Raw genomic sequence first — 26,484 nt, forward strand, 5'->3', positions numbered from 1 at the left:
TGGCCGGATCACGAAGGGCCAGGTTCAGGTCATCACGGATGCCGGTGACGTCGTCCCCACTCATCGTCGGGCCGAGTTCGAGGCTGAAGCGATCGTCCAGTGTGAGGGGCGCACCCCGAACCGGCTCCGCCCGATCCTGCAGCTCCTCGCGGAACGATTCACCGACCGCACGTTCACCGAACGTCACCAAGACGCCGCCGCGGCCCGGTGCGTGCGGGTGTTTCCGGGACGGGATGGGATGTGCGACGTGGTCGCGACCGTCCCGACGGTGATCGGCGACGGGATCCTCGACCGCCTCACCCAGCAAGCACAGACCGTGATCGACGCCCGCGACCCGGAAGACGGGGATGAGCGCGGGATCGACGCGGTCCGCGCCGACGTGCTCACCGACCTGCTCCTCGCCGGGACGCCCGCCCTCGATCCGACTGCGACCGGTGACCAGCCCGGGACGTTGGGTGCGATTCGCGCGCAGGTGCAGGTGGTCGTCCCGGCGCTCACGCTGGTGGGTGCGGAGGAGGGTCCCGCGGATCTGGTGGGGCGTTCTCCGATCGATGCCGACACGGCTCGGTGTCTTGCCGCACAGTCCCCGTCGTTGACGAGGTTGTTGACGGACCCGGTGCGTGGGTCGGTGATCGCGATCGACGCGTACCGTCCCGCTTGGTCGCAGCGCCGGTTCCTGCGGGCGAGGGATCAGCATTGCCGGTTCCCGGGATGCCGGAGGGCGGCGATCCGGTGCGAGATCGACCACGCCCTCGGCGGCCCCACCACCCTCGGCAACCTCGCTCACCTGTGCCAACGGCATCACTCGATGAAGCAATTCACCCGCTGGCGGGTCCGACAACACCCGGGTGGTGTCCTGGAATGGACCTCACCCCTCGGCAGAACCTACCGCGAAGACGCACCCATGCCTCCCGTGACCTTCACCCCTGCCACCCCACCCGCCAGCACCCGCGGCGTCCTTCGAACCCGCCCCGTTCTGACCCCTCCGGGGGTTGAGTAGCCGGCGCAGCCGGCGTATCGAAACCCGCGCACCCACCCGCCCCGCCGAGGTCCGGGGCGTTTCGACTCGTCGCTACGCTCCTCGCTCAACGACCGGGAGCCGCCGCACCGCACCCACCGGTGGTTGAGTAGCGCGCGACGCGCGCGTATCGAAACCCGCGCACCCACCCGCCCCGCCGAGGTCCAACGCGTTTCGACTCGTCGCTACGCTCCTCACTCAACGACCGGAAGCGGGCGGCGCGGCGCGGGGTTTCGTCGGCGCGGGGCGACGAGCAGGGTAGGGGGATGAGAAGCATCCACGTCAGCCGAGTGATCACGGCTACTCCCGAAGCGGTCTACTCGTACGCCTCCGACCCGAGCAACCTGCCGAAATGGGCGTCGGAGCTGGCCCAGTCCGACGTCGTCCTCGACGGCGACACGCTCCTCGTCGACTCACCCATGGGACACGTCCGCGTGCGATTCGTCCCCCGCAACGACTTCGGCGTGCTCGACCACGGCGTCATACTGCCGTCGGGCGACGTTGTGACGAACCCGTTCCGCGTCGTCGCGCATCCCGAGGGATCGGAGGTCGTCTTCACCGTGCGCCAACTCGAGCTCACCGACGACGAATTCGACCGCGACGCCGCGACGGTCCGCGCCGACCTCGACACGCTCGCCGCCGCACTCAAAGACGAACCCGGAGACGAACCCGGGCGGTGACAGGCTCGACCGCTACGACACCTCGTGCAACACGAACGCCGCGAGGAACCCGAGCGTCGCCCACAAGCCGGTGAGCATCCGCTGCTTCTCGAAAGCCTCCGGGATCATCGTGTTGCACACCATGGCGAGCAGTCCGCCCGCGGCGATCGTCGTGACGACGGCGGTCAGCTCCGCCGGCGCGGACTGGAACAGGAGGTAGCCCGCGCACGCGGCAACCACCGTGATCACCGCGATCCCACCCCACAGGCCGAACACGGCACCTGCGCCGCTGCCCTGACGTTTGAGCGCAGCCGTCGACCCGAGCCCTTCGGGGATGTTGCTGATCGCGACCGCGGCGACGATCGGCACACTGAGCCCACCGCCCCCGACGACCGACAGACCCATCACGATCGACTCGGGGATGCCGTCGATGAGCGCGCCGGCCGCGATCGCGATTCCGCTCCCTCCGGCGAGCCCCGCCGCCGCGCGACGCGGGACGATGCCGGCCGGCCGCTCGGTCGTGCCTGCGGCTCCGCTCCGCGCGCGACGCGGCCGTGAGACCAGCGCGTCCGCGACGATGTAGAGCACCGCCCCCACGACGAATCCGACCACCGTCGCGACGAGCCCGCCGTCCGCACTCGCCTCCTCGACGAGCTCGAACGCCAGCGTCGAGATGAGCACACCGGCACCGATCGCCATGATCGCGGCGACGACCACCTGCGGGATACGCACGAACCACGCGGCGGCCGCGCCGAGCAGAAGCGCGCCGCCACCGATGATGCCGCTCAGCGCGGCGAGCCACAGACCCACGGCGCCACCCTAGACCTCGGCGCCACCCTAGACCTCAGCGCCGCGCGCCGCTCAGCGGCGTCGTGACACGCGGGTCCCACCCGAACGTTCGCGGCTCCATCGAGCCGCCGACGCGCTCAAACCGGGCGCGCGCGACGGTGCACGCCGCACGGCCGGCCGACCGGTCGCACGCGCGTCGACGGTCGGGCGCGAGACGATCGCAGGACGGCGGCGAGGCGCGCGCGCGACGTGCGCGACCAGCGCCGACGGCCGGTGCTCGACCACCGCGACACGCGGCTCGGCCGCCACGACGGCAGCAGCCGCCGGCGCGGGAGCGGTCACCTCCGCGTGCACGGTGTGCGACAGCGTCGCCAGCCAGGCGAAGAAAAGCCCGAACATCACGAGTTCCATCAGCGCGAGCGTGACGACCTCGGCCACGAGCAGACCGACGAACGCCACGAAGACGACGGCGCACACGATCGTGAACATGCGGATGCGGGCGAAGACGACGCGCAGCATCCGCGGGGCGGTCGACATGAGGCCGGCGAACGCGGCCGTCATCATCATCGCGGCCGCGTCGTGCAGCGGCTTGATCGTGTTCTCGGGAACGAGGCCGACCATCATGATGCCGACGCTCGCGAACACGCACAGCGCCGGGATCACCACGGCCGCGCGACGCCGCACACCCCGCGCACGCAACCGGAAGAGGTCGAGCCACAACCGGACCGCGAACGCCGACGACGCGGTCCCCGCGACGATCAGCCCGCCGTTGAACGCGAGCGACGAGAAGTCGCCGAACACCCCCAGCCGGCTGAACGCCTGCGTCCACCACATGCGATCCTGCGTCGTCAGCGCGGAGATGACGACGCTCGTCGACAGCACCGTCATCGACAGCAGGATGAGGCGCAACGACGTCGCTCGAGAGGCGAACGAGCGGGCCAAGACCTCGATGCTTCCCCACCCTCCCGAAGGCGCGGCGAGGGCAGGGGTCGCAGAAGAGAAGGGGGGAAGCATAGCCGAAAGCTACCGGATGTATATGTCCTTATGCACACAGAGGCATTTCCGGTCAGCGGCACGCCCCAGCCGAAAGGTCGGCGACGACGCCCTCGGCGACCGTCCAGTAGCGGGCGTAGTGCTGTGGATCCTTGTTCACTTGCGTCCGATGCGCGACGAGCGTCGGCTCCAGCTGCGACCGCTCGGGCTCCGGAACCCGCACGACCATCGCGTGATAGAACAGCGACGCCGCCGTGTACGGATCGAGCCGCTGCTCCCGCGTACCCCACCCGTCCTGCTGCTGGAACAGCCCGATCGACGTCGTCCGACTGCCGTCGGGGTTCGTGACGCCGTCCGTCTCCCAGTCGCCATAGTCGATGTTGCGCAGGCTCGACTCCCCCATCGCCGTCATCACCGCGATGGTCTGATCGCGCACCGGGAGCCCGGCATCCGCGCCCGCGGCGACGATGGTCTGCGCGTTCGCGAGCTGCTCGTCGCTGAATCGCACGAGCGACGACGTGCACACCGGCGCGACCTCGAGGTCGAGGGAGGCGGCCTGCACAACGGCGAATCCGCCGAGCGCGAGCGCCGGCGCCCACACGCCCGCCACCGCCGCACCCACGCCCCACCGCCGCAGCCGCGCGAGCTGCGCACGACGCGACCTGCCGCGCGAACGTCGGCGGGAGGAGGATGCCGGACGCGCCATGCCGGGAATCATGCCACGCCCCGCTGACCCGAACCCGTGCGCCACCTATCCCGTCAACTCGCCTCGCTCGAGTCCGAGCATCGCCTCGACCGCCAACGCCATCAGGGTGCGCCGCTCCCCGGTGTCGCGCCAGCGCACGAGCGCGTGCGCGTTGAGCCCGTCGATCATCCCGAGGATCTGCACCGCGACGGCCCGCGGATCGGCGACCCGGAACCGCCCCATCGACACCCCGGCCGCCACGAGCGACTCGAGATAGCCCTCCCAGTCGTCCATCGCCGCCCGCACCGCGGCGCCGAGCACCTCGCCGCCGAGCCCCCAGGACTGCACCCACACGCGGGTCACGGCGTCGTGAGTTCCGTCGAGCAGCAGGCTCAGCAGCATCCGCACCGCCGCGGTCGGGTCGGGCGCGGCGTCGGTCAGCGCCCGCAGCTCCGCCAGCTCGTCGGTGACGATGACCGTGAACGTCCGCGCGGTCAGCTCGTCCATGCTCGGCTCGTAGTGCGCCACGAGTCCGGAGGCCACCCGCATCCGCGCCGCCACCGCACGCAGCGTGACACCGCTCAACCCCTGCTCGAGCGCGAGCTCCCGCGCGGCCGCGGCGACCTCGGCGCGACGCTGACCGGCGCTGCGCCGCACGCGGGGCGTGGCACCGCGCTCATCCGTGCCAGGGGAGGCATCCGTTGACGTCACGCCCTCGATTCTGTACTGTCATCCCGAATTGATCAAGTGATCAACAACCATGGAGGTTCCAGATGGCCTGGCGCATGCCCGCGGAGACCGCCCCGCACGAACGCACCTGGATGGCGTTCCCCCGAGAGGGCCTCACCCTCGGCGACACCGACGCGCAGCGCACCGCCGGCTACGAGACCTGGACCGCCGTCGCGCGCGCCGTCGCCGAGTTCGAGCCCGTCACGATGCTCGTCGACCCGACCGAGACCGCCCGCGCCCGCCGACTCCTCGGCGACCACGCCACCCTGCTCGAGACGCCCGTCGACGAGTTCTGGATGCGCGACCACGGCCCCACCTTCGTCGTCGACGACGAGCGCCCCGGCGTGCTCGGCGCCGTCGACTGGATCTTCAACGGGTGGGGTGCCCCCGACTGGGCGCAGTGGCGGCTCTCGGCCGCCCACGCCCGCACGGTCGCTGCCCACCTCGGCGCCGAGCTCGTCAGCTCGGTGCTCGTCAACGAGGGCGGCGGCATCCACGTCGACGGCGAGGGCACCGTGCTGCTGACCGACACCGTGCAGCTCGACCCGCGCCGCAACCCCTTCGCCGACCGCTCCCGCGTCGAGGCCGAGATGGCCCGCACGCTCGGCACGACGACCGCGATCTGGCTGCCGCGCGGCCTCACCCGCGACTACGACGACATGGGCACCAACGGCCACGTCGACATCGTCGCGACCTTCGCGACCCCGGGTCGCGTCCTGCTGCACGCCCAGCAGGATGCCGGCCACCCCGACCATGCGGTCATGCCCGAGATCCGCGCCGCCCTCGCCGAGGCGACGGATGCCGCCGGTCGCCGCCTCGAGATCGTCGACCTGCCCGCTCCCGCCGCGCTGCGCGACGAGGAGGGCTTCGTCGACTGGAGCTACGTCAACCACCTCGTCGTGAACGGCGGCGTCATCGCGTGCGGCTTCGGCGACCCGGTCGCCGACGACCGCGCCCGCGGCATCCTCGCCGACGTCTACCCCGGTCGCCGCGTGGTCACCGTCGACGCGCGCGAGCTGTTCGCCCGGGGCGGCGGCATCCACTGCATCACCCAGCAGCAGCCCGTCACGGCGGTGGCCCCGTGATCGACGTCGTCGAGGCGACGATCGCCGACCTCCGCGCCGCGCTGGAGGCGGGCACGACGACCGCCGTCGACCTCGTCCGCGCCTCCCTCGCACGCATCGACGCCTATGACGGGCCCGACAGCGACACCGCCCTCAACGCCGTCGTGGTGCGCAACCCCGGGGCCCTCGCCGAGGCGGCGGCCTCCGATGCGCGCCGCGCCGCGGGTGCGGTGCTCGGCCCACTCGACGGCATCCCGTACACGGCGAAGGACAGCTACCTCGTCCGCGACCTCACCGCCGCCGCCGGCAGCCCCGCCTTCGCGCACCTCGTCGCCCAGTGGGACGCGTTCACGATCGCGCGGCTGCGCGCGGCGGGCGCCGTCTGCCTCGGGCTCACGAACATGCCCCCGATGGCCAACGGCGGCATGCAGCGCGGCGTCTACGGGCGCGCCGAAAGCCCCTACAACGCCGCCTTCCTCACGGCCCCGTTCGCGTCCGGCTCCTCCAACGGCTCCGGCACCGCCACCGCGGCGAGCTTCGCCGCCTTCGGCCTCGGCGAGGAGACGTGGTCGAGCGGCCGCGGACCGGCCAGCAACAACGCCCTTTGCGCCTACACACCCTCGCGCGGCGTCATCTCCGTGCGCGGCAACTGGCCGCTCGTGCCCACGATGGACGTCGTCGTGCCGCACACGCGCACGATGGCCGACCTCCTCGAGGTGCTCGACGTGATCGTCGCCGACGATCCCGAGACCCGCGGCGACTTCTGGCGCGCGCAGACCTGGGTGCCGCTGCCCCGCGCCGGCGACGTGCGCCCCGCGTCCTACCCCGCCCTCGCCGTCGGCGCGTCGCTGCAGGGGCTGCGCATCGGCATCCCGGCGATGTACCTCGGGCAGGACCCGGATGCCGGCACCGCCGCCCCCGGCGAGACACCCGGTATCGGCGGCCCGACGGGGCAGCGCATCACGCCGCGGCCGTCATCACTCGCCCTGTGGGAGCACGCCCGGGCCGACCTCGAGGCCGCCGGCGCGGAGGTCGTCGTCACCGACTTCCCCGTCGTCTCGCGCTACGAGAACGATCGGCCCGGCGCCGGCTCGATCGCGACGAACGGGCGCGTCACCCCCGAGTTCCTCCGGCACGAGATCGTCGACCTGTCGGCGTGGGCGTGGGACGACTTCCTGCGCGCGAACGGCGACCCGGCGCTCCCCGACCTCTCCGGCGTCGACGGCGCCCGCATCTTCCCGCAGCCGCACGGCGCGCTGCCCGACCGCTACACCGGGTTCGACGACGACATCGCCGAGTACCCCGAGTGGGTGCGCCGTCATCCGCACGTGAAGGCGATCACCGACATCCCGCACCTCGCCGACGGCCTCGCCGGCCTCGAGCGCACCCGCCGCGAAGACCTCGAGGACTGGATGGACGCGCTGTCCCTCGACCTCGTCGTCTTCCCCGCCGTCGCCGACGTCGGGGCCGCCGACATGGATGTCGACACCGCATCCGCCGACCTCGGCTGGCGCAACGGCGTCTGGATCGCCAACGGCAACCTCGCGGTCCGCCACCTCGGCATCCCCACCGTGACCGTCCCGATGGGCACGATGGACGACATCGGCATGCCCGTCGGCCTGACCTTCGCGGGCCGCGCCTATGACGACACCGCGCTGCTGCGGGCGGCATCCGCCTTCGAAGCCCTCCGACCGCGGCGCACCGCCCCGCCCCGCACCCCCCGACTCCCCTCGCCCGACCAGGAGCCCACCCCATGACCGCCCAGCCCTCCCGCATGCACGATGTGACCGACGAGACCCGCGCGATCGTCGACCTCGTGCTCGACTACTCCCACCGACGCCTGCTCTCCGAAGACACACCGCTCGACAAGCCGCTGCCCGCCGCCGAGCTCGCGCGCCTGGCCGGCGCGACGGTGACCGAGTCCGGCATCGGCGCGCGCAAGGCGCTCGGCCTGTTCGAGCACGTGCTGGCCCCGTCGTGCATCACCACCGACGACCCGCGCTACCTCTCCTTCATCCCCTCCGCGCCGTCGAAGGCGGCCGCCGCGTTCGACCTGGTCGTCTCGGCGAGCGCGCTCTACGGCGGATCGTGGCTCGAGGGCGCGGGCGCGGTGCACGCCGAGAACGAGGTGCTGCGCTGGCTCGCCGGCGAGTTCGGCCTGCCGGCCGGCGCCGGCGGCGTGTTCGTGCAGGGCGGCACCCTCGGCAACCTCTCCGCTCTCGTCGCCGCGCGCGAAGCGGCCCGTGACGCGGCGGATGCCGCCGGCACCCGCCCCGACCGCTGGCGCGTGGTCTGCAGCGCCGAGGCGCACTCCTCGATCGCCTCTGCCGCCCGGGTCATGGACATCGAGGTCGTCGCGGTGCCCTCCGACGACGGCGTGTTGCGCGGCGACGCCGTGCGCACCGCACTCGAGCAGCACGGCGCGAGCGTGTTCGCGGTCGTCGCGACCGCCGGCTCGACCAACTTCGGCATCGTCGACGACATCGCCGGCATCGCGGATGCCGCCGCCGACCACGGCGTGTGGCTGCACATCGACGGCGCCTACGGTCTGGCGGCGATGCTGTCGCCGCGCACACGGCACCTCTTCCGCGGCGTCGAGCGCGCGGACTCCGTCATCGTCGACCCGCACAAGTGGCTGTTCGCCCCGTTCGACGCCTGCGCGCTCATCTACCGCGACCCGGAGCTCGGACGCCGCGCCCACACGCAGCACGCCGAATACCTCGACACCCTCACCGAGACCGCCGACTGGAGCCCGTCCGATTTCGCCGCGCACCTCACGCGGCGCCCCCGCGGCCTGCCGCTGTGGTTCTCACTTGCCACCTACGGCGCCGGGGTCTACCGCGACGCGATCACCTCGGCGATCGACCTCGCGCAGCAGATCGCCGACGAGATCGAGCGCCGCCCCGGCTTCACGCTCGTGCGGCGCCCGCAGCTGGGGGTCGTCGTCTTCGAACGCGACGACTGGGAGAAGGCCGACTACGACCGCTGGTCGGCGCGGCTGCTCGACGACCAGCACGCGTTCGTCACGCCTTCCAGCCACGCCGGCCGCACGAACGCGCGCTTCGCGATCCTGAACCCGCGCACGTCGTTCGCGCACCTCACCGGCATCCTCGACACCATGGCCTGAGCCGGCGACGGGCGCCCGCCGTCAGCCCAGCGGCTCGGCGGGCGCGTCGGGCACGGCACGCGCGGCGGCGCGCACGGCACCGATCGAGGCCACGATCACGAGGCCGATGCCGACGATCTCGGCCCAGTGCAGGTGCTGGTCGAGCAGCAGGAATCCGGCGATCGCCGCGGTCGCCGGCGCCAGGCTCATCAGCACGGCGAACGCGGATGCCGCCAGCCGGCGCAGCGCGATGAGCTCCAGCGCATAGGGAATCGTCGACGACAGCACCGCGACCCCCGCCCCGATCAGCAGCACCTCGGGGCGCAGCAGCGCGGCACCGGCATCCGCGATCCCGAACGGCAGCGACAGCAGCGCCCCCACGACCATCGCCAGCGCCAGCCCGTCGAGTTTTGCGAACGCGCCGCCCACCCGCGCCGAGGCGAGGATGTAGAACGCCCAGCTCGCGGCCGCGCCGAGCGCGAAGAGCACGCCCAGCGGGTCGAGGCGGTCCCATCCGCCGCCGCCGAGGGCGAGCACGCCGGCGAACGCCACACCCGCCCAGAGCCACGACGATGCGCGCCTGCTCGCCACGATCGACAGCACGAGCGGGCCGAGCACCTCGATGGTCACGGTGACGCCGAGGGCCAGGCGCTCGAGCGCGAGGTAGAACAGGCCGTTCATGAGCGCGAGCACGGCGCCGAAGGCGACGACCGCGCGCCAGTCGGCGGCCGCGTGACCGCGAAGCCGGGGGCGGGCGATCGCCAGCAGCACGAGCGCCGAGAACCCCAGCCGCAGCATGACCATGCCGAGCGGCCCGGTCTCGGGGAACAGCCGCACCGCCAGCGACGCGCCGATCTCCTGGCACGCGAGTCCCGCGACGACAAGCGCGACCGCCGAGGTGGCGGGCGTCTTCACGGGATCGGGCAGACGGCCCCGGCGACGACCTGCTGACCCTGGCCTTCTGCGTCCCACGGCAGCCCGGCCTCTGGCGCGGTCTGTCCCGACGCGGCGGGTGCCTTCGAGGCGAGCGCCGCGAGCTGCCACGCGAGCGAGCGCACGACGGTGTCGGCGGCCAGCGAGTTGTTCAGCACGACCACGACCGACAGGCCGGTCTCCCGGTCGGCGAACGCCGCGGTGAGGTAGCCGGGCGTCGATCCGTACTGTCCGACGAGGCTGCCCGCCTGGAAGTCGCCGCCCTTGGCCGTGAACCACGACGGGTCACCGAGCGAGATCGGCGTCTCGAAGCGCCCGGCGGCGTCGTACGGCCGCGCACCGGCGGCGACCGCGCGGATGTAGCGCGACAGATCGCCGACGGTCGAGACGACACCGGACGACGTGTACCCGGTGGAGCTGGACAGGGTCGTCATGTCGGCCGGGGCGTCGCACTGCGCGGCGCCGTCGACGACCGGGGTCAGCAGCCCCGCGAGGCGGCCGTCGGTCGACGCGTCGGCATCCGGCAGCGACGAGCTCTCCATCGCGGTCGGCTCGAACACGTACCGCTCGTAGAGGTCGGCGGCCGACAGTCCCGACGCGCGCTCGAGCACGAGTCCGAGCAGGACGTACTCCGTGTCGGAGCCGGTGTACGTCGTGCCGGGGGCGGCGGCGAGACCTCTCGAGAAGCCGTACGCCGCGAGTTCCCGCGGGTTCCAGTCCCGCTCCGGCACCGCCGAGAAGCGCGCGCCGAGCATGGGCGCGTAGGCCTGCAGTCCGCTCGTCCCGTCGCACAGCTGCGCGAGGGTGATCTCGGGGTCGGTCGGATAGCCGGGAAGCCATTCCACGACCGCGTCGTCGAGGGCGACCTTGCCCTCGTGCACCATGCCGTAGAGCACATCGCACGTCATCGACTGCGTCACGTCGCCCGCCTTGAAGGGTGTGTCGACCGTCGCCGCGGCGCCGCCGGGGCTGACCGATCCGATCGCCTCCCGCCATCCGCCCGACCACGGCGCCTGCACGTCGACGATCGCGCCACTCGCGCCGGTGGCGGCGACGGCGGTCTCGACGGCGGCGCGCAGCTGCCCCGTGAGCTCGTCGGGAAGGGCCGCGTCGACGACCGACGGCAGCTCGACCCCCGAGGTCGAGGTGGGCGCGCACGCGGCGAGACCCAGGGCCAGCGTCGCGGATGCCAGAGCGGCGAGCGCCCGCATCGGGCGACGGTTCGGCATTCGGTCTCCCCCCGGATTTCGTCCCTTCGATTACAGCACATCGCACCCGGTCCGCCGGGCGGCGTGACGCGTGAGAAGGTGGGCGCATGCCGCACACCTTCGACGACGCCGCCCTGACGGGCGTGCTCGGCCACATGAACTCCGACCACTCCGACGACAACCTGCTCATCGCGCGGGCGTTCTCCCCGCTCCCCGATGTCGTGGCCGCCGACATGGTCATCTTCGACGGCGATGCGGGCCAGTGGCACGTGGTGACGGCGGACGGCGCGGAAGACGTCATCCGCGTGCCGTGGCCCGGTGGCGCGATCAGCGAGCGGCGCGAGGTGCGACGCGAGATCGTCGCGCTCTACGACGAGGCGTGTGCACGTCTGGGCATCCCGCCTCGCCCGCACGACTGACCGGATGACGGGGGTGGGGCCCCCGGACGAAACCTTCAGATTAGCTGTACCTAACTTGCGCTATGCTCGCCGCATGCCCGAACTCGTCCCGTTCTCCACGGCGCTCCGCGAGCGCTCCAGCGCCGCGCACTCCGGCAGCGAGCACGCCGGCTTCATGGCCGACCTCATGAAGGGCGAGGGCACGCGCGACGACTACGTCGCCCTCGTCGCCCAGCACTGGTTCATCTACGAAGCCCTCGAGGCTACCGCCGACCGGATGAAGGCCGACCCGGTCGCGGCGACGTTCATCACCGAGAAGCTCACCCGCCTGCCGGCGCTCGAAGCCGACCTCGCCTTCCTCATCGGCGACGACTGGCGGGAGCGCATCACGCCGCTGCCGACCACCGAGCGCTACGTCGCTCGCATCCGCGAGGTCGGAACGGTGTGGCCCGGCGGATTCGTCGCCCACCACTACACCCGCTACCTCGGCGACCTGTCGGGCGGCCTGTTCATCGGTCGCCTCATGGCCCGTCGGTTCGGGTTCGAGACGAACGGCATCGGGTTCTACCTGTTCGGCGACATCGCCGACCCGAAGGCGTTCAAAGACGTCTACCGCGAGCAGCTCGACGCCGCCCCGTGGGACGCCGCCGAGCAGGAGCGCATCATCGACGAGGTGCTGGTCGCCTACCAGTTCAACACCGACCTGTTCGCCGACCTCGCCGCCGACAAGCACGCCAAGTCGGCGGTCGCCTGAACCGGCTCACATCCCGGCGGCGCGCACTCCGGCCATGAACCGCCGCACGTCCGCGTCGACGAGGATGTCGCTGGGCCGCAGCGGCCGCGTGAGATACAGCCCGTCGAGCGAGGTCAACCGCGACAGCGCGACATAGGTCTGCCCCGGCGCGAACGCACCCGACCCGAGGTCGACGACCGCGCGGTCGTACGTCTTGCCCTGCGACTTGTGGATGGTGACGGCCCACGCCAGACGCAGTGGGAACTGCGTGAACTCCGCGACGATGTCCCGGGTCAGCTTGCGGGTGCCGGGGTCGTACGCGTACCGGAACCTCTCCCACACCGTCGGCTCGACGTCGTGCTCTTCGCCGTCGAGCTCGACACGGACAGTCCCGCCCGCGATGCGCGTCACCGTGCCGATCGACCCGTTGACCCAGCGCGGACCGTCGGCGTTGTAGCCGGCCGCGTCGTTGCGCAGGAACATCACCTGCGCGCCGACCTTGAGCTGCAGCTCGGCATCCGCCGGGTACGCGTCCCCGCGCCCGAAGTCGCCCGAGACCTCGGCGCGCGCCGTCTGCACCGGGCCGGTGAGGGCGTCGAGATGACGCTGGTTGATGCGGTTGACGATGTCGTTGCGTGTGGCGAGCGTGATGATCGGCGGCTCGCCGTCGACCTGCTCGGGCACCGGACGCGCGCCGGCGCTGTTGAGCTTCTCGGCGATGTCGGCCGTGACGACGCCGTAGCGCACCGCGTTGAGCATGTGTTTGAACCCGGCGTCGGCCTGACGGTGGATCTCGCGCAGCTCGGCGATGTGCAGCGGCGCGCCCACCCGACCGAGATCGAGCAGGCCGTCGGAGCGGATCGCCCCGGCATCCGCCTTCGGCCCCGCCCACACCTGCGCGTCGAAGAACCAGAACGAGCGGTAGTGGTCGTCGATGTAGCGCCGTTCGTCACCGCGCGGCGGCACGGGGGAGAGCTGATAGGGGTCGCCGAACATGACCACCTGCACGCCGCCGAAGGGCTCCGAGCGGCGACGACGCGCCTGGCGCAGCGACCGGTCGATGGCGTCCATGATGTCGGCGTTCACCATCGAGATCTCGTCGATGACGAGCGTGTCGATCGCGTTCATGATCTTGCGCGCCGGCTCGGACTGCTCCAGATCGCTGTCGGCGATGAGCCCGATCGGCAGGCGGAACAGCGAGTGGATCGTCTGGCCCTCGACGTTCAGCGCCGCCACCCCCGTCGGCGCGCACACCGCGATCTGCTTGCTCGTGTTCCACGCGAGATGCTGCAGCAGCGTCGACTTGCCGGTGCCCGCCCGCCCGGTGACGAAGACGTGGTCCCGGGTGTCCTCGATGCGCCGGAACAGCTCCTCCTGTTCGGGTGACAACGGGGGCAGGCTCACCGGATCCATGCTAGCTATCAGGCGCGCTTCCTAGACTGGAGGCGTGGACGGGGTGGAGAAGTCGACGGGCGGGCGCGCGGCCGCGCACTCCGCCGACCGTCGCCGCACCCGCATCCTGGCCCTCGACATCTCCGCGCTCGTCGTCGTCGGCGCCCTGCTGGTCGGCGCGCTGGGAGCGGCCTCCGCCGTCGCCTACCAGAAGCTCTACAGCCCCGAGGCGTTCGTGCTGCACTACCTGTCGCTGCTCTCGGAAGGACGCGCCGCCGATGCCCTCGCCGTGCCCGGCGTCGCCGTCGACTCGCGCGACCTCACGGATGCCGGCCTCCCCGACACGGCGAGCGAGGCGCTGCTGCGCCAGTCCGCCCTCGCCCCCCTCGACGACGTCGCCATCGAGTCGGTCGTCGACGGCGGCGACGCGTACGCCGTCACCGCCTCGTACGCGGCCGGCCCCCACCGCGGGAAGACGACGTTCACGGTCGGCCGGCTCGGCTCGGTCGGCCTCGCACCGACCTGGCGGTTCGTCTCGAGCCCACTCGCCGTCATCGACCTCTCGCTGCGCGGCGCGATGCAGTTCTCGGTCAACGGCTTCGACATCGACAAGCGGCAGGTGCTGACGGCAGGCGCCGACGCCGATCCGCTCGCCGACGTGCCGCTGCTCGTGTTCTCGCCGGGCCTGTACTCGATCTCGGTCGACACCCCCGTCTCGACGAGCCCGGGCGTCGCGGTGCTCTCCGACAAGCCCCGCGCCGTCATCCCGGTCGGCGTGCAGACCGAGCCGACCGCCGAATTCGTCGGCGTCGTGCAGCAGGAGGTCGAGTCCTTCCTCGACTCCTGCACGACCCAGAAGGTGCTGCAGCCGACCGGCTGCCCGTTCGGCTTCTCCGTGCAGAACCGCATCAAGGACGAGCCGACCTGGTCGATGACGACCCAGCCGACGATCACGCTCGAGCCCGACGGCGCCGGGTGGGCGATCCCCCGCACGGAGGCCGTCGCGCACATCCGGGTCGACATCCAGTCGATCTACGACGGATCGGTCCGCGAGGTGGACGTCGACGTGCCGTTCTTCCTCACCGGCACGATCACGATGCTCGCCGACGGGTCGGCGTCCATCCAGGTCGCGCCCGCCGATTGAGCCCGGTCAGCCGCGGCGGGCGTCGCGCTCGGCGAGGGCGGCCAGCCGCGCGTTGTACTCGGCCAGCTCGGCTTCGCCGCTGCGGTCGGCCTGACGGTCGGCGCGGCGCTGCGTGCGCTCGTCCGAGCGGCTCCACTGGATCGCGACGGTCATCGCCAGGATGAGCGTCGGGATCTCGCCGATCGACCAGGCGATGCCGCCGCCGGTGTACTGGTCCTCGAGGGGCGTCGCCCCCCAGGTGCGCCCCATCGCCCCGAACCACTCGGCGACGAACAGACCCGACGACATCATGATCGAGATGCCGAAGAACGCGTGCATCGCCATGACGCCGATGAGGGTCAGCAAGCGGAACGGGTACGGGTAGCGCAGCGGCACGGGGTCGATGCCGACGAGGGACTGCACGAACAGATAGCCCGAGATGAGGAAGTGGGCGATCATCCACTCGTGTCCGATGTGGTCGTACAGCGACCAGCGGAACAGGTCGGTGTAGTAGAACGCCCACAGCGACCCGATGAAGATGGCGGCGGCGAACAGCGGATGGGTGACGACGCGCGCGAACGGCGTGTGCACGGCCCACAGGATCCACTCCCGCCCGCCGCGGGTGCCGTCTTCCCGCTTGCGGATGGCGCGCGCGGCCAGCGTCACCGGAGCGCCGAAGACCAGCATCATCGGGATCGCCATCGTCAGCAGCATGTGCCCGACCATGTGCATGCTGAACAGGTAGTCCTGGTAGGCGTTGACGGGGCCGCACGTGACCCACAGCAGCGTCAGCAGGCCCGCCACCCACAGCACCGTGCGGTACAGCGGCCAGCGGTCGCCGCGGCGGTTCATGCGCCAGACGCCCGCGAGGTAGAAGAACAGGCCGAAGGCGACCACGAACGCCCACAGCAGGTCGATGTCCCACGCCACCAGCCAGCGCTCCGGCGTCAGCTCGGGCGGCAGCGGCGCACCGGTGAGCAGTTCGGCGGGTGTCGGGGCTTCCGGCAGGCTCGTGTCGACCGGCGGCGGCGTGCGGGCCAAGGCCGCGGCCGCGCCGCTCGCGATGCCGAGGAAGACGAGCTCGAGCAGGATGAGCCCCCAGAACGCCCGCGAGGCGGCATCCTCGCGGATGCGGCCGATGAGGCGCAGGCGGTACCAGGCGGCGATGAGGCCGATCGCCACGAGTGCGCCGATCTTGACGAACAGCAGCACGCCGTAGGGCGAGAGCAGGTACTGCCACGACACGACCCCGACGTACGCGCGGGCGACTCCCGAGACCGCCACGACGGCGAACGCCGCGAGCGCGATCGACGAGTACCGGGCGAGCACGTCGGCCAGCTGCGCCCGGGTGAGGGCGGGGCGGATGATCACCAGCAGCACGAGACCGCCGAGCCAGACGGCCGCGCCCACGATGTGCAGCAGCAGCGCGACGACGGCGGTGTTGTGGTTCGCCTCGTCGCCCGAGTGGCCTTGCGTGGCCATCGGCACGAGGGCGGCGAGGGCCAGGATCGCGACGATGAGCGTCGACAGCCAGCCGCGCACGGCGAAGGTGAGCACCGTCAGCACGGCGGCCGCGATCGTCGTGATCAGCCACGCCTGGCCGGGGGCGGTGTCGACGAGGAATCGGCCGAGCTGGCCGCCGAATTCGGCGCCGACGCTGGGCTGCGCGTTGAAGATGCTGAGGAACGTCAGGTAGGCGACGGCGCCGCTGGCGATCGTGAGGATCGCGGCCGACACCGAGGCGACGTCCAGGGCCAGGTCGAACGGCCGCTCGCCGGCCTTGAGAGCGAACAGGGCGACCACGAGGGAGCCGATGAGCCCCGCCGCCGACAGGTTGACGAGCAGCTTCGCGATCGGGAGGCCCCAGCGCACGACGTCACCGGGATCGGCGGCGAGCAGCGGCGCGGCACCACCCCCGTAGGAGAGGCCGAGCAGGAGGGTGAGGATCGCTGCCACCGCGAGGATCACGGGCCCGGCGACCCGGAGCGCGCGCGAGTCCACCCCACCAGCCTACGTGGGCATGCAGAAGGGGGATGCCACGCGGCATCCCCCTTCGACGGTGCGGTTCGAGGGTCTTACTTGACCGCAGCCTTGAGCTTCGAGCCCGCGGTGACCTTGACGCGCTTGCCGGCGGCGATCTCGATGGTCTCACCCGTCTGCGGGTTGCGGCCGGTGCGGGCCGACGTGGCGACCTGCTCGAACGCGATCCAGCCGGGGATCGTGACCTTCTCGCCCTTGGCGACGGCGTCCGAGACGGACGAGAACAGCGCGTCGAGCACGCCCGAGACGGCGGACTGGCTCTGACCCGTCGCGGAAGCGATGCTGGCGACGAGCTCGGTCTTGGTGATGGCCATGGGGTTGTCCTCCAGACGGCGAATGCCGACTTCAGTAACTTCGGACCGCCGGCAGTGCCGGCGGCTGGTCGGATCGACCGCCACCCAATGTACCCATGAACCGCGGAATTCCGCGGATTTCTCGCCCTCAGCGGACAATCTCCCCGGCGTGTCGCGTGTCGGGAGTGCCTGATGTGACGGATGAGGGCGTTTCAGCGCCGGTGAGCCGCGATCACGCCGCGCGCGGTGCGGGCGAACGCGGGAGCCACACGGTCCTTCCCGTCGAGGTATCCGCCCACGAGCGCCGCGTCGCGCAGGAGCACGAGCGAGGCGGCGACCTCCGCCGGCGCATCCAGCTCGGCGGCGGCCGCGAGCGCCTCGAGGGTGCCGCGGAACCATTCCCGGTGGTCGTCGGTGAGCTGCCGCACCGGCCCCGCATCCGGGTACTCCGCGGCCGCGTTGATGAAGGGGCAGCCTCGCGTGTGCCGGTCGCGGATGTCGGCCGAGATGCCCTCCACGACGAGGTCGAGCAGCACGTCGGGATCGTCGGATGCGGTGGATGCCGCGGCGAACAACTGCCGCAGCTGCACGTCCTCGCCCTCGAGATAGGCCAGCACGAGGCCTTCCTTCCCGGCGAACTGCTTGTACATCGTGGCGCGGGTGACTCCGGCCGCGTCGATGATGCGGTCGACCCCGACGGCGTGGATGCCCTCGCCGTTCGGCGTCAACGGCGCCAAGCCGCTGAGCAAGCGCCACTTCCATTTCACGTTCGGCAACGACCTCACCCGCGCCGAATCCGACCTCGAGTGGGAGCGCTCGGCGGTCAACTCCTACAACCGGGTGTTCTTCGAGGGGGTGACACGCACGCACCGCATCGTGAGCCAGGACGGCTGGGAGGAGGTCGCCGACTACGCCCTCACCTGGGCGACGTCCCACGCCGCCGCGGCCCCCGTCGCCTGAACCCCGCGCGAACGACGAAAGCCCGGACCTCCGAGGAGGATCCGGGCTTTCGCGGTGCGCGGGTGCTTACCAGCTGGACTTGGTCACGCCGGGCAGCTCGCCCTTGTGCGCCATGTCGCGGAAGCGGACACGCGAGATGCCGAACTTCGACAGGTGACCACGGGGGCGACCGTCGATGGCGTCGCGGTTGCGCAGACGCACCGGCGACGCGTTGCGCGGGAGCTTCTGCAGGCCGACGCGGGCCGCCTCGCGGGCCTCGTCGGTCGCGTTGGGGTCGATGAGGGTCTTCTTCAGCTCGGCACGCTTCTCGGCGTAGCGGGCGACGACCTCTTCACGCTGCTTGTTGCGCGCGATCTTGCTCTTCTTGGCCATGAGATCAGCGCTCCTCTCGGAACTCGACGTGCTTGCGGATGACCGGGTCGTACTTCTTGAGCACGATGCGGTCGGGGTTGTTGCGACGGTTCTTGCGCGTCACGTAGGTGTACCCCGTGCCCGCGGTCGAACGCAGCTTGATGATCGGACGGACGTCCTGAGCCTTCTTCGCCATTAGAGCTTCACACCCTTCGCGAGGAGGTCCTTCACGACCGACTCGATGCCACGGGCGTCGATGACCTTGATGCCCTTAGCCGACACGTTCAGCGTGATCTTGCGACCGAGCGACGGAACGAAGTAGGTCTTCTTCTGCACGTTCGGGTCGAAGCGGCGCTTCGTCCGGCGGTGCGAGTGCGAGATGTTGTGACCGAAGCCGGGAACAGCACCGGTCACCTGGCACACTGCTGCCATAGTGATGTCTCCTTAGTACCGTGGAGCCGGACGGCCCCACCCAAGATCCCTTGTCTGCGCCCCACACGAGAGCACTCGCATTTCCGATCGTCGAGCGAGCGGGAGGCGAGGAGAAACGCGTGGGGTGCGAACTGCGTGCTGGAGTGCGCGCAGACAAAGGTCAATCCTAGCACGCGACGGCGCGTCGCCTTGACCCGGCCTAGCTCCGGCGCCGCATGGCGAGCCATGCGTCGCCGTTCGACTTCACCGACACCACCCGGTGTCGCGGCTGCTTCGCACCGATCGTGCTGCCCGCCGACGGCGGCGCCGGCGGCGTGCTGCTCATCGTCATCGCGGCGCGCTACGAGAAGCAGCTGCGGGCGCTGCGCACCGCATACAGCGCCGTCACGTCGCTGCGTTAGGCCCGGCGCCGCGCCCCCAGCGGAACGCCGACACGGTGGGATCGCCGGGGATCCAGAACCGCCAGGGGAAGTCCGGCCCGCCGGCGGCGCCGGCCACCCCGACGCGCGGACCGGTCGCGACGGGTGTCACCGGCTCGGCGGGCAGCCAGAGCCGCGCCGAGGCGCCGGCCCGCAGCGCGCCGGTGACCGCGTCGATCCCGTCGTGGATCGGATGCCGCAGGCCCACGGCCCTGCCGAGGCGTCCGGGCCCGCGGGCGAGCTCGCGCGCGGCGCGGGCCGTCGGACGCCGCGCGAAGGCGGCATCCGCTCCCTCGACGACCTCGCCGGCGCGCAGCAGGATCCCGCCGGCGACCTCCTCCGGTCCGCTCACGACGTTGACGCACGAGTGGATCCCGTGGCTGAGGTACACGTAGAGGTGGCCGGGTTCGCCCCACATCGTCGCGTTGCGGGCGGTGGGCCCCATGCGCGCGTGCGACCCGGCGTCGGGCACGTCGCCGGTGCCGCGGCCGTGATACGCCTCGACCTCGGTGAGCCGCACCGCGACCTCGACGTCGTCGACCCGGACCCGCAGCACGGCTCCCAGCAGGCGCGGCGCGACCTCGGCGGGCAGTCCGGCGAGTGCGTCGCGGGTGGCCGGGATCAACGAGGTGCTCACAGCCGTGGCGCGTTCTGGCACCAGGAGAGGTCGAACCCGCTGAGAGCGACGACCTCGTGCCCGTCGGCGATCTCGACGATGTGGGTCTGCAGGCGCTCCGGCAGCGGCAGCATGTACGGGTCGTACGGGTTGTCGACGATGTCGGGGGCGATGGTGACGGCGGCGTAGCGGCCGCTCGGCGAGACGCAGGTGTGCACGAACGCGGCGTCGGTGGGGACGTCGAAGATGTCGCGCGCCGACCCGTCGACGCCCACGACGTTCACCGTCGTGCCGAGCAGGGTGAAGCCGTCGTCGGCCATCCGCGACAGCACCCGCAGGCTGCCGCCCGAGCCGTCGGGCAGGCTCAGCACCGTCTGCGTCAGCCCGAGCGCGGGGTCGGTCGGCGGGATCGGCCGCTCCTCCGCGGTCGCGAGGTCGACCGTGACGAGGTCGCCGTTCGGGCGCTGCACGATCGCGACGGCCGCGCCGCGTCCGATGCCGTCGATCGCGATCGCCAGGCCCAGGGCGACGGGGACGGCATCCGGGGTCACGAGGGTGAGGGCGCCGTCGAAGGTCATCATGAGGATGCTGTCGGTGCCGGGGACGAACCGCCAGTCGTCGACGCGCGAATCGCCGCCGTCGCGGACGACCGCGGTGGGCTCGGCATCGGCCTGATCGTCGAGGAGCGACGCGGTGAACAGCTCGTTCTCGCGGGCGCCGGCCTGCCCCACCGTCTCGTCGGTGTAGGTGTACCCGACGAGGTTGCCCCTGTCGGCGCTCTGCAGGTTCGTCACCAAGCCGTCGCCCGGCAGGGGCAGCTCGCGCCGGCCGCTGCCGTCGAGGCGCGTGACGACCAGGTGGGAGCGCTCGTCGGCGTCGACCGTCGAGACGACGAGGTGACTCCCGGTCGCGCGGAAGTCCTCGATGTGCGTGTCGGTGAACACCGGCTGTGCGGCGTCGCCGGCGAGGTCGGTGCGGAAGATCGTGTCCTCGCCGTCGCCGCGGCGCAGGATGTACGCCTCGAGTGCGGGCGTGGCCAGTGTCTCGGTGATCGTCGCGGCAGGCCCCCCGCCGAGTCCCTCCACATCGCGGATCGTCACCGTGTAGGTCGTGTCGTCCCACATCGGCAGGGCGAAGCGCACGCCGACGCTGCGCCCCGACGTGTCGACGGTGAAGTCGGCCGCGGGCTCGACGGTGACCTGGTCGGGCGACACCTCCTGCAGCGACTCGGTCGTCGTGATGATGAGGCGGGACCCGGATGCCGACACCGCGGCCTGCGGGTCCCACGAGGTCGAGGTCACCCGAGGACCGAGCGCCGTCGTCACGGCGGCGCCGCCGAGGCCGATGACGGCGAGCACGCCGACGACGACCGCGAAGGCGCCGAGGAACGCGCGGCCCCGGCGCCGGCGGGTGCGCTCGCGGCGGGTGGGCCCCGCGGCGCGGCGGGTGGGCTCGGCCGCGCGGCGGGACGGGGTCTCGGTGCTCATGGTCGGTCGGGGTGCGGGATCAGTACTCGTAGGGGTCGGAAGGCTCGTCGACGGTCGAGACCTCGGCGGCCTGCACCTGCAGGGTTCCGTCGACGTCGCGCACCGTGCCGGTGACGGTGACCCACTCACCGGTGTCGGGGGCGTCGGACCCGGTGACGGGCACGAACGCGGGCTGCGCGTCGATGACGCAGTGGGTGATGACCAGGCGGGTGAGCTGGAAGCCGTCGCCGCCGGGTGTCGCGAACCCCGTGAGGGTCACCTGGTCGCCGTCGAAGGCCTCGGGATTGGTCGCGGTCGCGAACACGCTCGCCCACTCGCCGATGCCGAACGACGCGGTGTCGCCGGTCGCGGCCAGCGCGACGGTGTCGGCCCCCTGGAACAGCGGCGCCGATCCCGTGTCGCGCGACATCGCGATCTCGGCCGAGAGGGAGGCCGGCGGGGTGAGCACGATGACCGCGACGGTTCCGAGGGCGACGGCGCCGCCGACGCCGACGAGTACGGACCCGAGCACCGCGGTCGGGCGGCGGGGGGCGGGAGTGCCGTGATCATGCGCGTCGCCATGATCGTGCGGGTGGTCGTGGGCGTGGTCGTGGCCGTGGTCGGCCTCGGCGCCGAGCGGCAGCGCGAAACTCGTCACCGCGCCCACGAGGGCGAGCACCGCCATCGAGACGGCGAACCACGACGACTCCGGGTTGATGTACAGCCCGAGCCGACCGGTGACGGCGAGCGCGACGGTGACGGCGGCGAGGGCGGCGGCGAGCCCCACGCCGAGCACGCGGGTCGCGAGCAGCCGCGTGCGCCGGGAGACGGGCGCGGTCGAGGAGTCAGGCAAGGAGGTTCACCACCCCACCGATGGCGACCGCCGACAGCACGACGATGACGACGATCCCCGCGAGGATGCGGGTGCGGAAGGTGGTGCGCAGCAGCGCGAGCATCTTCACGTCGACGAGCGGGCCGACCAGCAGGAACGCGACGATCGAGCCGGGCGTGAACGTCGAGGCGAACGACAGCGCGAAGAACGAGTCGACGTTGGAGCAGATCGAGACGATCATCGCCAGCGCGATCATCGCGAGGATCGACAGCGCCGGGTTGGAGCCGATCGCCAGCAGCGCGTCGCGCGGCACCAGCACCTGCACGGCACCGGCGAGCGCGGATCCGACGATGAGGGCGGGCATGACGGCGCGCAGCTCGACGACGAACTGTGCGAGGCTGCGGCGCCCCTTGCCGCCCGAGGTGCCGTCTGTGATCTGGGTCTCGACGATCTCGCAGGTCGCCAGGAAGCGCTCAGTCAGCATCCCCTCGGCGTCCGGATGACGCGAGTAGAGCCACCCGATGAGGTTCGCGATGAGGTAACCGCCGACGAGGCGCGCGATGAGGATGCCGTCGTCGAAGCCGAACGCCTGGTGAGTCGTGATGATGACGATCGGGTTCACGATCGGCGCGGCGATGAGGAACGTCAGGGTCTCGGGCACGCCGAATCCGCGCATGAGGAGACCGCGCGCGAACGGCACATTGCCGCACTCGCACACCGGAATCAGCATGCCCAGCAGCGAGAGCACCGCGCGACGGGCCCACGCCCGGCGCGGCATCCAGCGTTCGATGACGCCCGGCGGCACCCACACCTGCACGACGATCGACAGCAGCACGCCGAGCATGACGAACGGCAGCGACTCGATGAGGACGCTGGTCGAGAGGGTCAGGCCGTCCTGCAGCCGCGTCGGCAGCGCCGGGCCGGGGCTGAGCAGCGCGAGGGCCACGAGGGCGGCCACGACGAGCACGCCGAGGCCGATCCCGAGACCCAGCCGGGTGGGCCGGCGGGTCGCGACGTCAGAGGTCACGGGCCGCCGGGGTGTCGGCGGCGCGCGCGGTGCAGGCTGCGCACAGTCCGAAGATGTCGACGACGTGCTCGGCCTGCGTGAAGCCGTTGGCGGCGGCGGTCGACTGCGCCCACTCCTCGACGGCGTGCGCCTCGATCTCCACCGCCGTGCCGCACGAGCGGCAGATGAGGTGGTGGTGGTGGCCGGTGCTCGAGCAGGCGCGGTAGATCGCCTCGCCGTCGGGGCTCTGCAGCTGGTCGGCCTCGCCGGCGGCCGCGAGGGTCGCCAGGGCGCGGTACACGGTGGCCAGGCCGATGCCGGTGTTCTCCTCGCGGAGGGCGGCGTGCAGGTCCTGCGCGCTCACGAAGCCCTGCGCGTCGGAGAGGGCGCCGCGCACCCGCTCGCGCTGCCACGTGTTGCGCTGCTGAACCATGGGCCCGAGTCTACCGAGCGGTTCTCATCGGCGGCTGGGAGCCCTCACATCGCGGTGACGCGGCCCTGACGGGCCCCGACGATGCGGCAGACGAGGTAGATGAGGAACGAGATCGTCGTGATGTACGGACTCACCGGAAGGGTGCCCATGACGGCGAGCAGGATGCCGCCGACGGCCGAGACGACGCCGAACAGCGCGGCCAGCAGCGGCACGGCGACCGCGCCGGAGGACACCCGCATCGCGGCGGCGGCCGGCGTCACCAGCAGCGCCATCACCAGGAGCGCGCCGATGATGTGCACGGCCACGGCGACGATGAGACCCAGCAGCAGCATGAAGCCGAGCGAGACGCCGACCGTCGGAACCCCGCGGGCGGCGGCCGACTGCGGGTCGAGCGAGTCGAACGTGAGCGGGCGCCAGATCAGCAGCAGCGCGATCAGCACGACGGCGGCGATCGCGATGAGCCAGCCCAGCTGCGCGTTCTGCACCGACACGATCTGTCCCGTGAGCAGGCTGAACCGGTTGGCGCTGCGCCCGTTGTACAGAGACAGGAAGAGGATGCCCAGGCCCAGGCCGAACGGCATCAGCACGCCGATGATCGAGTTGCGGTCGCGGGCGCGGGCGCCGAGCCAGCCGATCAGGGCGGCGGCGACGAGCGACCCGAAGATCGAGCCGGTGACGACGTCGAAGCCGAACAGAAGCGCCGCGGCGGCCCCCGCGAACGAGAGCTCGCTGATGCCGTGCACGGCGAAGGCCATGTCACGGCGGATGACGAACACGCCGACGAGGCCGCCGACGAGGCCGAGCACGGCACCGGCCCACACCGAGTTCTGCACGAGGGCGAGGATGTCGCCGTAGTCGGCGAGGCCCCCGAACATGGCGTTCCAGACGTCGGACCAGTTCATGCGTGGTCCTCGCCGTCGTGGTGGTGGTGCGCGTCCTCGGCATCCGGTGCGCCGACGACGACGAGGCGCCCGCCGGCCTGCAACACGAAGACGGGCGCGCCGTAGAGGTCGCTGAGCACGGCGGAGGTGAGCACCTCGGCGGCGGTGCCGAGGGTGAACCGGCCGTTGGCGATGTAGAGGATGCGGTCGACCTTCTCCAGCACCGGGTTGATGTCGTGGGTGACCAGCAGCACGGCGGCGCCCGTCGCGCGGTGGTCGTCGATGAGGCGCACCACGGCCTGCTGGTTGGCGAGGTCGAGGCTCGTGAGCGGCTCGTCGCACAGCAGCAGACGCGGGTCGTCGGCGAGGGCCTGACCGGCGCGCAGCCGCTGCTGCTCGCCGCCGGAGAGCTCCCCCACCGCGCGGTCGGCGAACGACTCCGCCCCGACCGCCCGGATCAGCTCGTCGACGCGGGCACGGTCGGCGGCGCGGCGCAGGGGCAGGCCGAAGCGGTGCCCCTCGACGCCGAGCGCGACGAGGTCGCGGCCGCGCAGCGACGTCTCCCGCGGCAGCGGTCGGGCCTGCGGGAGGTAGCCGATGCGGCGGTTGCCCTTGCGGTGCACGGGCTCGCCGAGCGCGACGATCTCGCCGGAGCTCAGCGGCACCAGGCCGAGGATCGCCTTGAGCAGCGTCGTCTTGCCCGACCCGCTGGGGCCGAGCACCGCGATCAGCTCGCCGGGCTGCACGTCGAGGTCGAGCCCGCTCCACAGTTCGCGGTCACCGCGCCGGAGGCCGGCGCCGCGGATCTGCAGCACCGGGGATCCTGCGGGCGAACTCACTGCGTCAGCGTACCGGCGATGTCGTCGATGTTCTGCTGCATCCAGGAGAAGTAGTCGTCACCGTCGGGGAGGATCTCGGAGAACTCGAGCACCGGGATGGAGGCGTCGCCGGCCCAGCCGATGACCTGGTCGGTCTCGGCGCCGCCCGTCTGCGCGTTGACGATGACGCCGGCGATGTCGCCGGAGCCGAGGATGCGCTGCGCCTCGAGCAGCGTCGCCGGGGGCACGTCCCGGCCCTCTTCGACGGCCTCGCTGAACGCCTCGGGCGTCGCGTTGACCAGGCCCGCCGCCGTGAGCAGGTACACCGGCACCGGCTCGGTGACGAAGAACTGCGCGCCGGCGTGCGCCGACTCGATGTCGGCCAGGCTCGCCTCGAGCTTCTCGATGCCGGCGGCGAAGGTCTCATAGTTCGCCTCGTACGTCGCCGCGTTGGCCGAGTCGAGCTCGCCGAGCTCGTGCGCGATCTCCTCCGCGACGTGCGCGATGGTGTGCGGGTCGTACCAGACGTGCTCGTTGAAGCCCTCGATGTGGTCGTGACCCTCGTGATCGTGGTCGTCGGCCTCGTCCGTCGGCTCGGCCGTGGCGGCATCCGTCTCGTCGGCGTGGTCGTGGTCGTCGTGGGTGTCCGCGCCCGGGTAGTCGTGCGAGTACTCCACCGCCGTGACCACGGGGGCGTCGGTGCCGGAGGCCTCGAGCAGGCTGTCGACGAACGCGTCGTAGCCGCCGCCGTTCTCGATGACGAGGTCGGCCTTCGAGAGCGTGAGCTGGTCCTGGGCGGAGGCCTCGTACTCGTGGGGGTCCTGGCTCGCGGAGGAGATGATCGAGGTCACCTCGACGAGGTCGCCGCCGATCTGCGCCGCGATGTCGCCGTACACGTTGGTCGAGGCGACGATGCTCAGCTTTCCGCCGTCGCTCGTCTCCGTGGCGGTCGAGGTGCCGGCGCAGCCGGCGAGGGCCAGGACGGAGGCGGCCAGGAGGACGGCCGGAGCGAGCACGCGGGAAGTCATGCCCTCGATCGTACGCTCGTGATAATCGTTCTCAAAATCGCAAAGCCGTGAGAATGCCCGGCGAACCGACCCCGCCTGC

The 26,484-nt window shown here is 71.8% G+C and carries 31 protein-coding genes; 9 read left to right on the forward strand and 22 right to left on the reverse strand.

Annotated elements, in window-relative coordinates; genetic code table 11:
- The coding region (locus C7474_RS15450) for a hypothetical protein (RefSeq protein WP_422385767.1) at window positions 1–802 on the reverse strand (802 nt) is incomplete at its 3' end.
- Window positions 803–1,284: 482 nt separating this feature from the next.
- Here C7474_RS15450 and C7474_RS00010 point away from each other — a divergent pair.
- Window positions 1,285–1,698: an SRPBCC family protein gene (locus C7474_RS00010; RefSeq protein WP_121056504.1), complete on the forward strand. Its 414-nt coding sequence runs from the start codon at window positions 1,285–1,287 to the stop codon at window positions 1,696–1,698.
- Window positions 1,699–1,710: 12 nt separating this feature from the next.
- Here the strand turns inward: C7474_RS00010 and C7474_RS00015 are convergent, their stop codons facing one another.
- The 4 genes from C7474_RS00015 to C7474_RS00030 form a co-directional block, all read right to left on the reverse strand.
- Entirely contained in the window at window positions 1,711–2,487 is a 777-nt protein-coding gene (locus C7474_RS00015; RefSeq protein ID WP_121056506.1) for a ZIP family metal transporter, read from the reverse strand.
- 51 nt (window positions 2,488–2,538) lie between these two features.
- Complete coding sequence (locus C7474_RS00020; protein WP_158597280.1) at window positions 2,539–3,408, reverse strand: DUF998 domain-containing protein; 870 nt, start codon at window positions 3,406–3,408, stop codon at window positions 2,539–2,541.
- A gap of 124 nt (window positions 3,409–3,532) precedes the next feature.
- Window positions 3,533–4,165 carry a peptidase M23 gene (locus C7474_RS00025; RefSeq protein ID WP_121056510.1) on the reverse strand — a complete coding sequence of 211 codons (633 nt, stop codon included), beginning with the start codon at window positions 4,163–4,165 and terminating at the stop codon, window positions 3,533–3,535.
- 45 nt (window positions 4,166–4,210) lie between these two features.
- On the reverse strand, window positions 4,211–4,855 hold the full coding sequence (locus C7474_RS00030) for a TetR/AcrR family transcriptional regulator (RefSeq protein WP_241965024.1): 645 nt from the start codon (window positions 4,853–4,855) through the stop codon (window positions 4,211–4,213).
- A 62-nt stretch (window positions 4,856–4,917) separates the two neighbouring features.
- Between C7474_RS00030 and C7474_RS00035 the strand changes: the two genes are divergently transcribed.
- Genes C7474_RS00035 through C7474_RS00045 form a run of 3 tightly spaced genes read left to right on the forward strand, consistent with a single transcriptional unit; the run spans window position 4,918 to window position 9,064 of the window.
- Entirely contained in the window at window positions 4,918–5,958 is a 1,041-nt protein-coding gene (locus C7474_RS00035; RefSeq protein ID WP_121056514.1) for an agmatine deiminase family protein, read from the forward strand.
- The gene (locus tag C7474_RS00040; RefSeq protein ID WP_121056516.1) at window positions 5,955–7,694 is read left to right on the forward strand and encodes an amidase; all 1,740 of its coding nucleotides are present in this window, start codon (window positions 5,955–5,957) and stop codon (window positions 7,692–7,694) included. Before C7474_RS00035 ends, C7474_RS00040 begins: the two co-directional genes overlap by 4 nt.
- Window positions 7,691–9,064, forward strand: a complete 1,374-nt coding sequence (locus tag C7474_RS00045; protein ID WP_121056518.1) for a pyridoxal phosphate-dependent decarboxylase family protein — start codon at window positions 7,691–7,693, stop codon at window positions 9,062–9,064. Before C7474_RS00040 ends, C7474_RS00045 begins: the two co-directional genes overlap by 4 nt.
- Before the next feature lie 21 nt (window positions 9,065–9,085).
- Here the strand turns inward: C7474_RS00045 and C7474_RS00050 are convergent, their stop codons facing one another.
- On the reverse strand, window positions 9,086–9,958 hold the full coding sequence (locus C7474_RS00050; RefSeq protein ID WP_121056520.1) for an EamA family transporter: 873 nt from the start codon (window positions 9,956–9,958) through the stop codon (window positions 9,086–9,088).
- The gene (locus C7474_RS00055) at window positions 9,955–11,205 is read right to left on the reverse strand and encodes a serine hydrolase domain-containing protein (RefSeq protein WP_121056522.1); all 1,251 of its coding nucleotides are present in this window, start codon (window positions 11,203–11,205) and stop codon (window positions 9,955–9,957) included. The genes C7474_RS00050 and C7474_RS00055 overlap by 4 nt, the downstream gene beginning before the upstream one ends.
- Before the next feature lie 86 nt (window positions 11,206–11,291).
- Here C7474_RS00055 and C7474_RS00060 point away from each other — a divergent pair, with 86 nt between their 5' ends.
- Window positions 11,292–11,603: a DUF2470 domain-containing protein gene (locus tag C7474_RS00060; RefSeq protein WP_121056524.1), complete on the forward strand. Its 312-nt coding sequence runs from the start codon at window positions 11,292–11,294 to the stop codon at window positions 11,601–11,603.
- Between the two features lie 73 nt (window positions 11,604–11,676).
- Entirely contained in the window at window positions 11,677–12,336 is a 660-nt protein-coding gene (locus C7474_RS00065) for a biliverdin-producing heme oxygenase (RefSeq protein ID WP_121056526.1), read from the forward strand.
- A gap of 6 nt (window positions 12,337–12,342) precedes the next feature.
- On the opposite strand, the gene C7474_RS00070 is transcribed toward C7474_RS00065, so the two are convergent.
- A complete protein-coding gene (locus C7474_RS00070) occupies window positions 12,343–13,728 on the reverse strand; it encodes an ATP-dependent DNA helicase (RefSeq protein ID WP_121056528.1) in 1,386 nt (461 codons plus the stop codon).
- Between the two features lie 34 nt (window positions 13,729–13,762).
- Between C7474_RS00070 and C7474_RS00075 the strand changes: the two genes are divergently transcribed.
- Window positions 13,763–14,851 (forward strand): hypothetical protein, encoded by a 1,089-nt coding sequence (locus C7474_RS00075; RefSeq protein ID WP_241965025.1) that lies wholly within the window; start codon window positions 13,763–13,765, stop codon window positions 14,849–14,851.
- Window positions 14,852–14,857: 6 nt separating this feature from the next.
- On the opposite strand, the gene C7474_RS00080 is transcribed toward C7474_RS00075, so the two are convergent.
- From C7474_RS00080 to C7474_RS00090, 3 genes are all read right to left on the reverse strand, one after another.
- Window positions 14,858–16,831 (reverse strand): bifunctional copper resistance protein CopD/cytochrome c oxidase assembly protein, encoded by a 1,974-nt coding sequence (locus C7474_RS00080; RefSeq protein WP_121056530.1) that lies wholly within the window; start codon window positions 16,829–16,831, stop codon window positions 14,858–14,860.
- Window positions 16,832–16,905: 74 nt separating this feature from the next.
- Window positions 16,906–17,184: an HU family DNA-binding protein gene (locus tag C7474_RS00085; protein WP_121056532.1), complete on the reverse strand. Its 279-nt coding sequence runs from the start codon at window positions 17,182–17,184 to the stop codon at window positions 16,906–16,908.
- 191 nt (window positions 17,185–17,375) lie between these two features.
- The gene (locus C7474_RS00090) at window positions 17,376–17,891 is read right to left on the reverse strand and encodes a TetR/AcrR family transcriptional regulator (RefSeq protein WP_241965026.1); all 516 of its coding nucleotides are present in this window, start codon (window positions 17,889–17,891) and stop codon (window positions 17,376–17,378) included.
- On the opposite strand from C7474_RS00090, the gene C7474_RS00095 reads away from it, so the two are divergent.
- Window positions 17,869–18,123 (forward strand): hypothetical protein, encoded by a 255-nt coding sequence (locus C7474_RS00095; RefSeq protein ID WP_241965027.1) that lies wholly within the window; start codon window positions 17,869–17,871, stop codon window positions 18,121–18,123. The two genes, C7474_RS00090 and C7474_RS00095, sit on opposite strands and share 23 nt — an antisense overlap.
- 66 nt (window positions 18,124–18,189) lie before the next feature.
- Here the strand turns inward: C7474_RS00095 and rpsN are convergent, their stop codons facing one another.
- Genes rpsN through rpmB form a run of 3 tightly spaced genes read right to left on the reverse strand, consistent with a single transcriptional unit; the run spans window position 18,190 to window position 18,906 of the window.
- Window positions 18,190–18,495, reverse strand: coding sequence for a 30S ribosomal protein S14 (rpsN, locus tag C7474_RS00100; protein ID WP_121056536.1), 306 nt, complete (start codon window positions 18,493–18,495; stop codon window positions 18,190–18,192).
- A gap of 4 nt (window positions 18,496–18,499) precedes the next feature.
- The gene (rpmG, locus tag C7474_RS00105) at window positions 18,500–18,670 is read right to left on the reverse strand and encodes a 50S ribosomal protein L33 (protein WP_005051772.1); all 171 of its coding nucleotides are present in this window, start codon (window positions 18,668–18,670) and stop codon (window positions 18,500–18,502) included.
- Window positions 18,670–18,906: a 50S ribosomal protein L28 gene (gene rpmB / locus C7474_RS00110; RefSeq protein ID WP_018187658.1), complete on the reverse strand. Its 237-nt coding sequence runs from the start codon at window positions 18,904–18,906 to the stop codon at window positions 18,670–18,672. Before rpmB ends, rpmG begins: the two co-directional genes overlap by 1 nt.
- A gap of 215 nt (window positions 18,907–19,121) precedes the next feature.
- Here rpmB and C7474_RS00115 point away from each other — a divergent pair, with 215 nt between their 5' ends.
- Complete coding sequence (locus C7474_RS00115) at window positions 19,122–19,307, forward strand: hypothetical protein (RefSeq protein WP_121056538.1); 186 nt, start codon at window positions 19,122–19,124, stop codon at window positions 19,305–19,307.
- On the opposite strand, the gene C7474_RS00120 is transcribed toward C7474_RS00115, so the two are convergent.
- Genes C7474_RS00120 through C7474_RS00155 form a run of 8 tightly spaced genes read right to left on the reverse strand, consistent with a single transcriptional unit; the run spans window position 19,291 to window position 26,405 of the window.
- Window positions 19,291–19,962: a DNA-3-methyladenine glycosylase gene (locus C7474_RS00120; RefSeq protein WP_121056540.1), complete on the reverse strand. Its 672-nt coding sequence runs from the start codon at window positions 19,960–19,962 to the stop codon at window positions 19,291–19,293. The two genes, C7474_RS00115 and C7474_RS00120, sit on opposite strands and share 17 nt — an antisense overlap.
- Complete coding sequence (locus C7474_RS00125) at window positions 19,959–21,428, reverse strand: hypothetical protein (RefSeq protein WP_121056542.1); 1,470 nt, start codon at window positions 21,426–21,428, stop codon at window positions 19,959–19,961. Before C7474_RS00125 ends, C7474_RS00120 begins: the two co-directional genes overlap by 4 nt.
- Window positions 21,429–21,447: 19 nt before the next feature.
- Window positions 21,448–22,260, reverse strand: coding sequence for a TIGR03943 family putative permease subunit (locus C7474_RS00130; RefSeq protein WP_241965028.1), 813 nt, complete (start codon window positions 22,258–22,260; stop codon window positions 21,448–21,450).
- Window positions 22,253–23,266: a permease gene (locus C7474_RS00135; protein WP_121056544.1), complete on the reverse strand. Its 1,014-nt coding sequence runs from the start codon at window positions 23,264–23,266 to the stop codon at window positions 22,253–22,255. The genes C7474_RS00130 and C7474_RS00135 overlap by 8 nt, the downstream gene beginning before the upstream one ends.
- A complete protein-coding gene (locus tag C7474_RS00140; protein WP_121056546.1) occupies window positions 23,256–23,678 on the reverse strand; it encodes a Fur family transcriptional regulator in 423 nt (140 codons plus the stop codon). Before C7474_RS00140 ends, C7474_RS00135 begins: the two co-directional genes overlap by 11 nt.
- A 44-nt stretch (window positions 23,679–23,722) precedes the next feature.
- Window positions 23,723–24,580: a metal ABC transporter permease gene (locus C7474_RS00145; RefSeq protein ID WP_121056548.1), complete on the reverse strand. Its 858-nt coding sequence runs from the start codon at window positions 24,578–24,580 to the stop codon at window positions 23,723–23,725.
- Window positions 24,577–25,398 carry a metal ABC transporter ATP-binding protein gene (locus C7474_RS00150; RefSeq protein ID WP_121056550.1) on the reverse strand — a complete coding sequence of 274 codons (822 nt, stop codon included), beginning with the start codon at window positions 25,396–25,398 and terminating at the stop codon, window positions 24,577–24,579. Before C7474_RS00150 ends, C7474_RS00145 begins: the two co-directional genes overlap by 4 nt.
- On the reverse strand, window positions 25,395–26,405 hold the full coding sequence (locus tag C7474_RS00155) for a metal ABC transporter solute-binding protein, Zn/Mn family (RefSeq protein WP_199692329.1): 1,011 nt from the start codon (window positions 26,403–26,405) through the stop codon (window positions 25,395–25,397). The genes C7474_RS00150 and C7474_RS00155 overlap by 4 nt, the downstream gene beginning before the upstream one ends.
- Window positions 26,406–26,484: the final 79 nt, after the last annotated feature.

Origin of the sequence: Microbacterium telephonicum (assembly GCF_003651225.1) — a bacterium.
Lineage (GTDB): Bacteria > Actinomycetota > Actinomycetes > Actinomycetales > Microbacteriaceae > Microbacterium > Microbacterium telephonicum.

Coding starts and splice junctions, on each gene's coding strand:
- C7474_RS00145 (WP_121056548.1), bottom strand. CDS start 24,580: ATGAACTGGTCCGACGTCTGGAACGCCATGTTCGGGGGCCTCGCCGAC.
- rpmB (WP_018187658.1), bottom strand. CDS start 18,906: ATGGCAGCAGTGTGCCAGGTGACCGGTGCTGTTCCCGGCTTCGGTCAC.
- rpsN (WP_121056536.1), bottom strand. CDS start 18,495: ATGGCCAAGAAGAGCAAGATCGCGCGCAACAAGCAGCGTGAAGAGGTC.
- C7474_RS00010 (WP_121056504.1), top strand. CDS start 1,285: ATGAGAAGCATCCACGTCAGCCGAGTGATCACGGCTACTCCCGAAGCG.
- C7474_RS00140 (WP_121056546.1), bottom strand. CDS start 23,678: ATGGTTCAGCAGCGCAACACGTGGCAGCGCGAGCGGGTGCGCGGCGCC.
- C7474_RS00115 (WP_121056538.1), top strand. CDS start 19,122: ATGGCGAGCCATGCGTCGCCGTTCGACTTCACCGACACCACCCGGTGT.
- C7474_RS00125 (WP_121056542.1), bottom strand. CDS start 21,428: ATGAGCACCGAGACCCCGTCCCGCCGCGCGGCCGAGCCCACCCGCCGC.
- C7474_RS00065 (WP_121056526.1), top strand. CDS start 11,677: ATGCCCGAACTCGTCCCGTTCTCCACGGCGCTCCGCGAGCGCTCCAGC.
- C7474_RS00045 (WP_121056518.1), top strand. CDS start 7,691: ATGACCGCCCAGCCCTCCCGCATGCACGATGTGACCGACGAGACCCGC.
- C7474_RS00035 (WP_121056514.1), top strand. CDS start 4,918: ATGGCCTGGCGCATGCCCGCGGAGACCGCCCCGCACGAACGCACCTGG.
- C7474_RS00155 (WP_199692329.1), bottom strand. CDS start 26,405: ATGACTTCCCGCGTGCTCGCTCCGGCCGTCCTCCTGGCCGCCTCCGTC.
- C7474_RS00085 (WP_121056532.1), bottom strand. CDS start 17,184: ATGGCCATCACCAAGACCGAGCTCGTCGCCAGCATCGCTTCCGCGACG.
- C7474_RS00095 (WP_241965027.1), top strand. CDS start 17,869: ATGCCCTCGCCGTTCGGCGTCAACGGCGCCAAGCCGCTGAGCAAGCGC.
- C7474_RS00055 (WP_121056522.1), bottom strand. CDS start 11,205: ATGCCGAACCGTCGCCCGATGCGGGCGCTCGCCGCTCTGGCATCCGCG.
- rpmG (WP_005051772.1), bottom strand. CDS start 18,670: ATGGCGAAGAAGGCTCAGGACGTCCGTCCGATCATCAAGCTGCGTTCG.
- C7474_RS00025 (WP_121056510.1), bottom strand. CDS start 4,165: ATGGCGCGTCCGGCATCCTCCTCCCGCCGACGTTCGCGCGGCAGGTCG.
- C7474_RS00070 (WP_121056528.1), bottom strand. CDS start 13,728: ATGGATCCGGTGAGCCTGCCCCCGTTGTCACCCGAACAGGAGGAGCTG.
- C7474_RS00060 (WP_121056524.1), top strand. CDS start 11,292: ATGCCGCACACCTTCGACGACGCCGCCCTGACGGGCGTGCTCGGCCAC.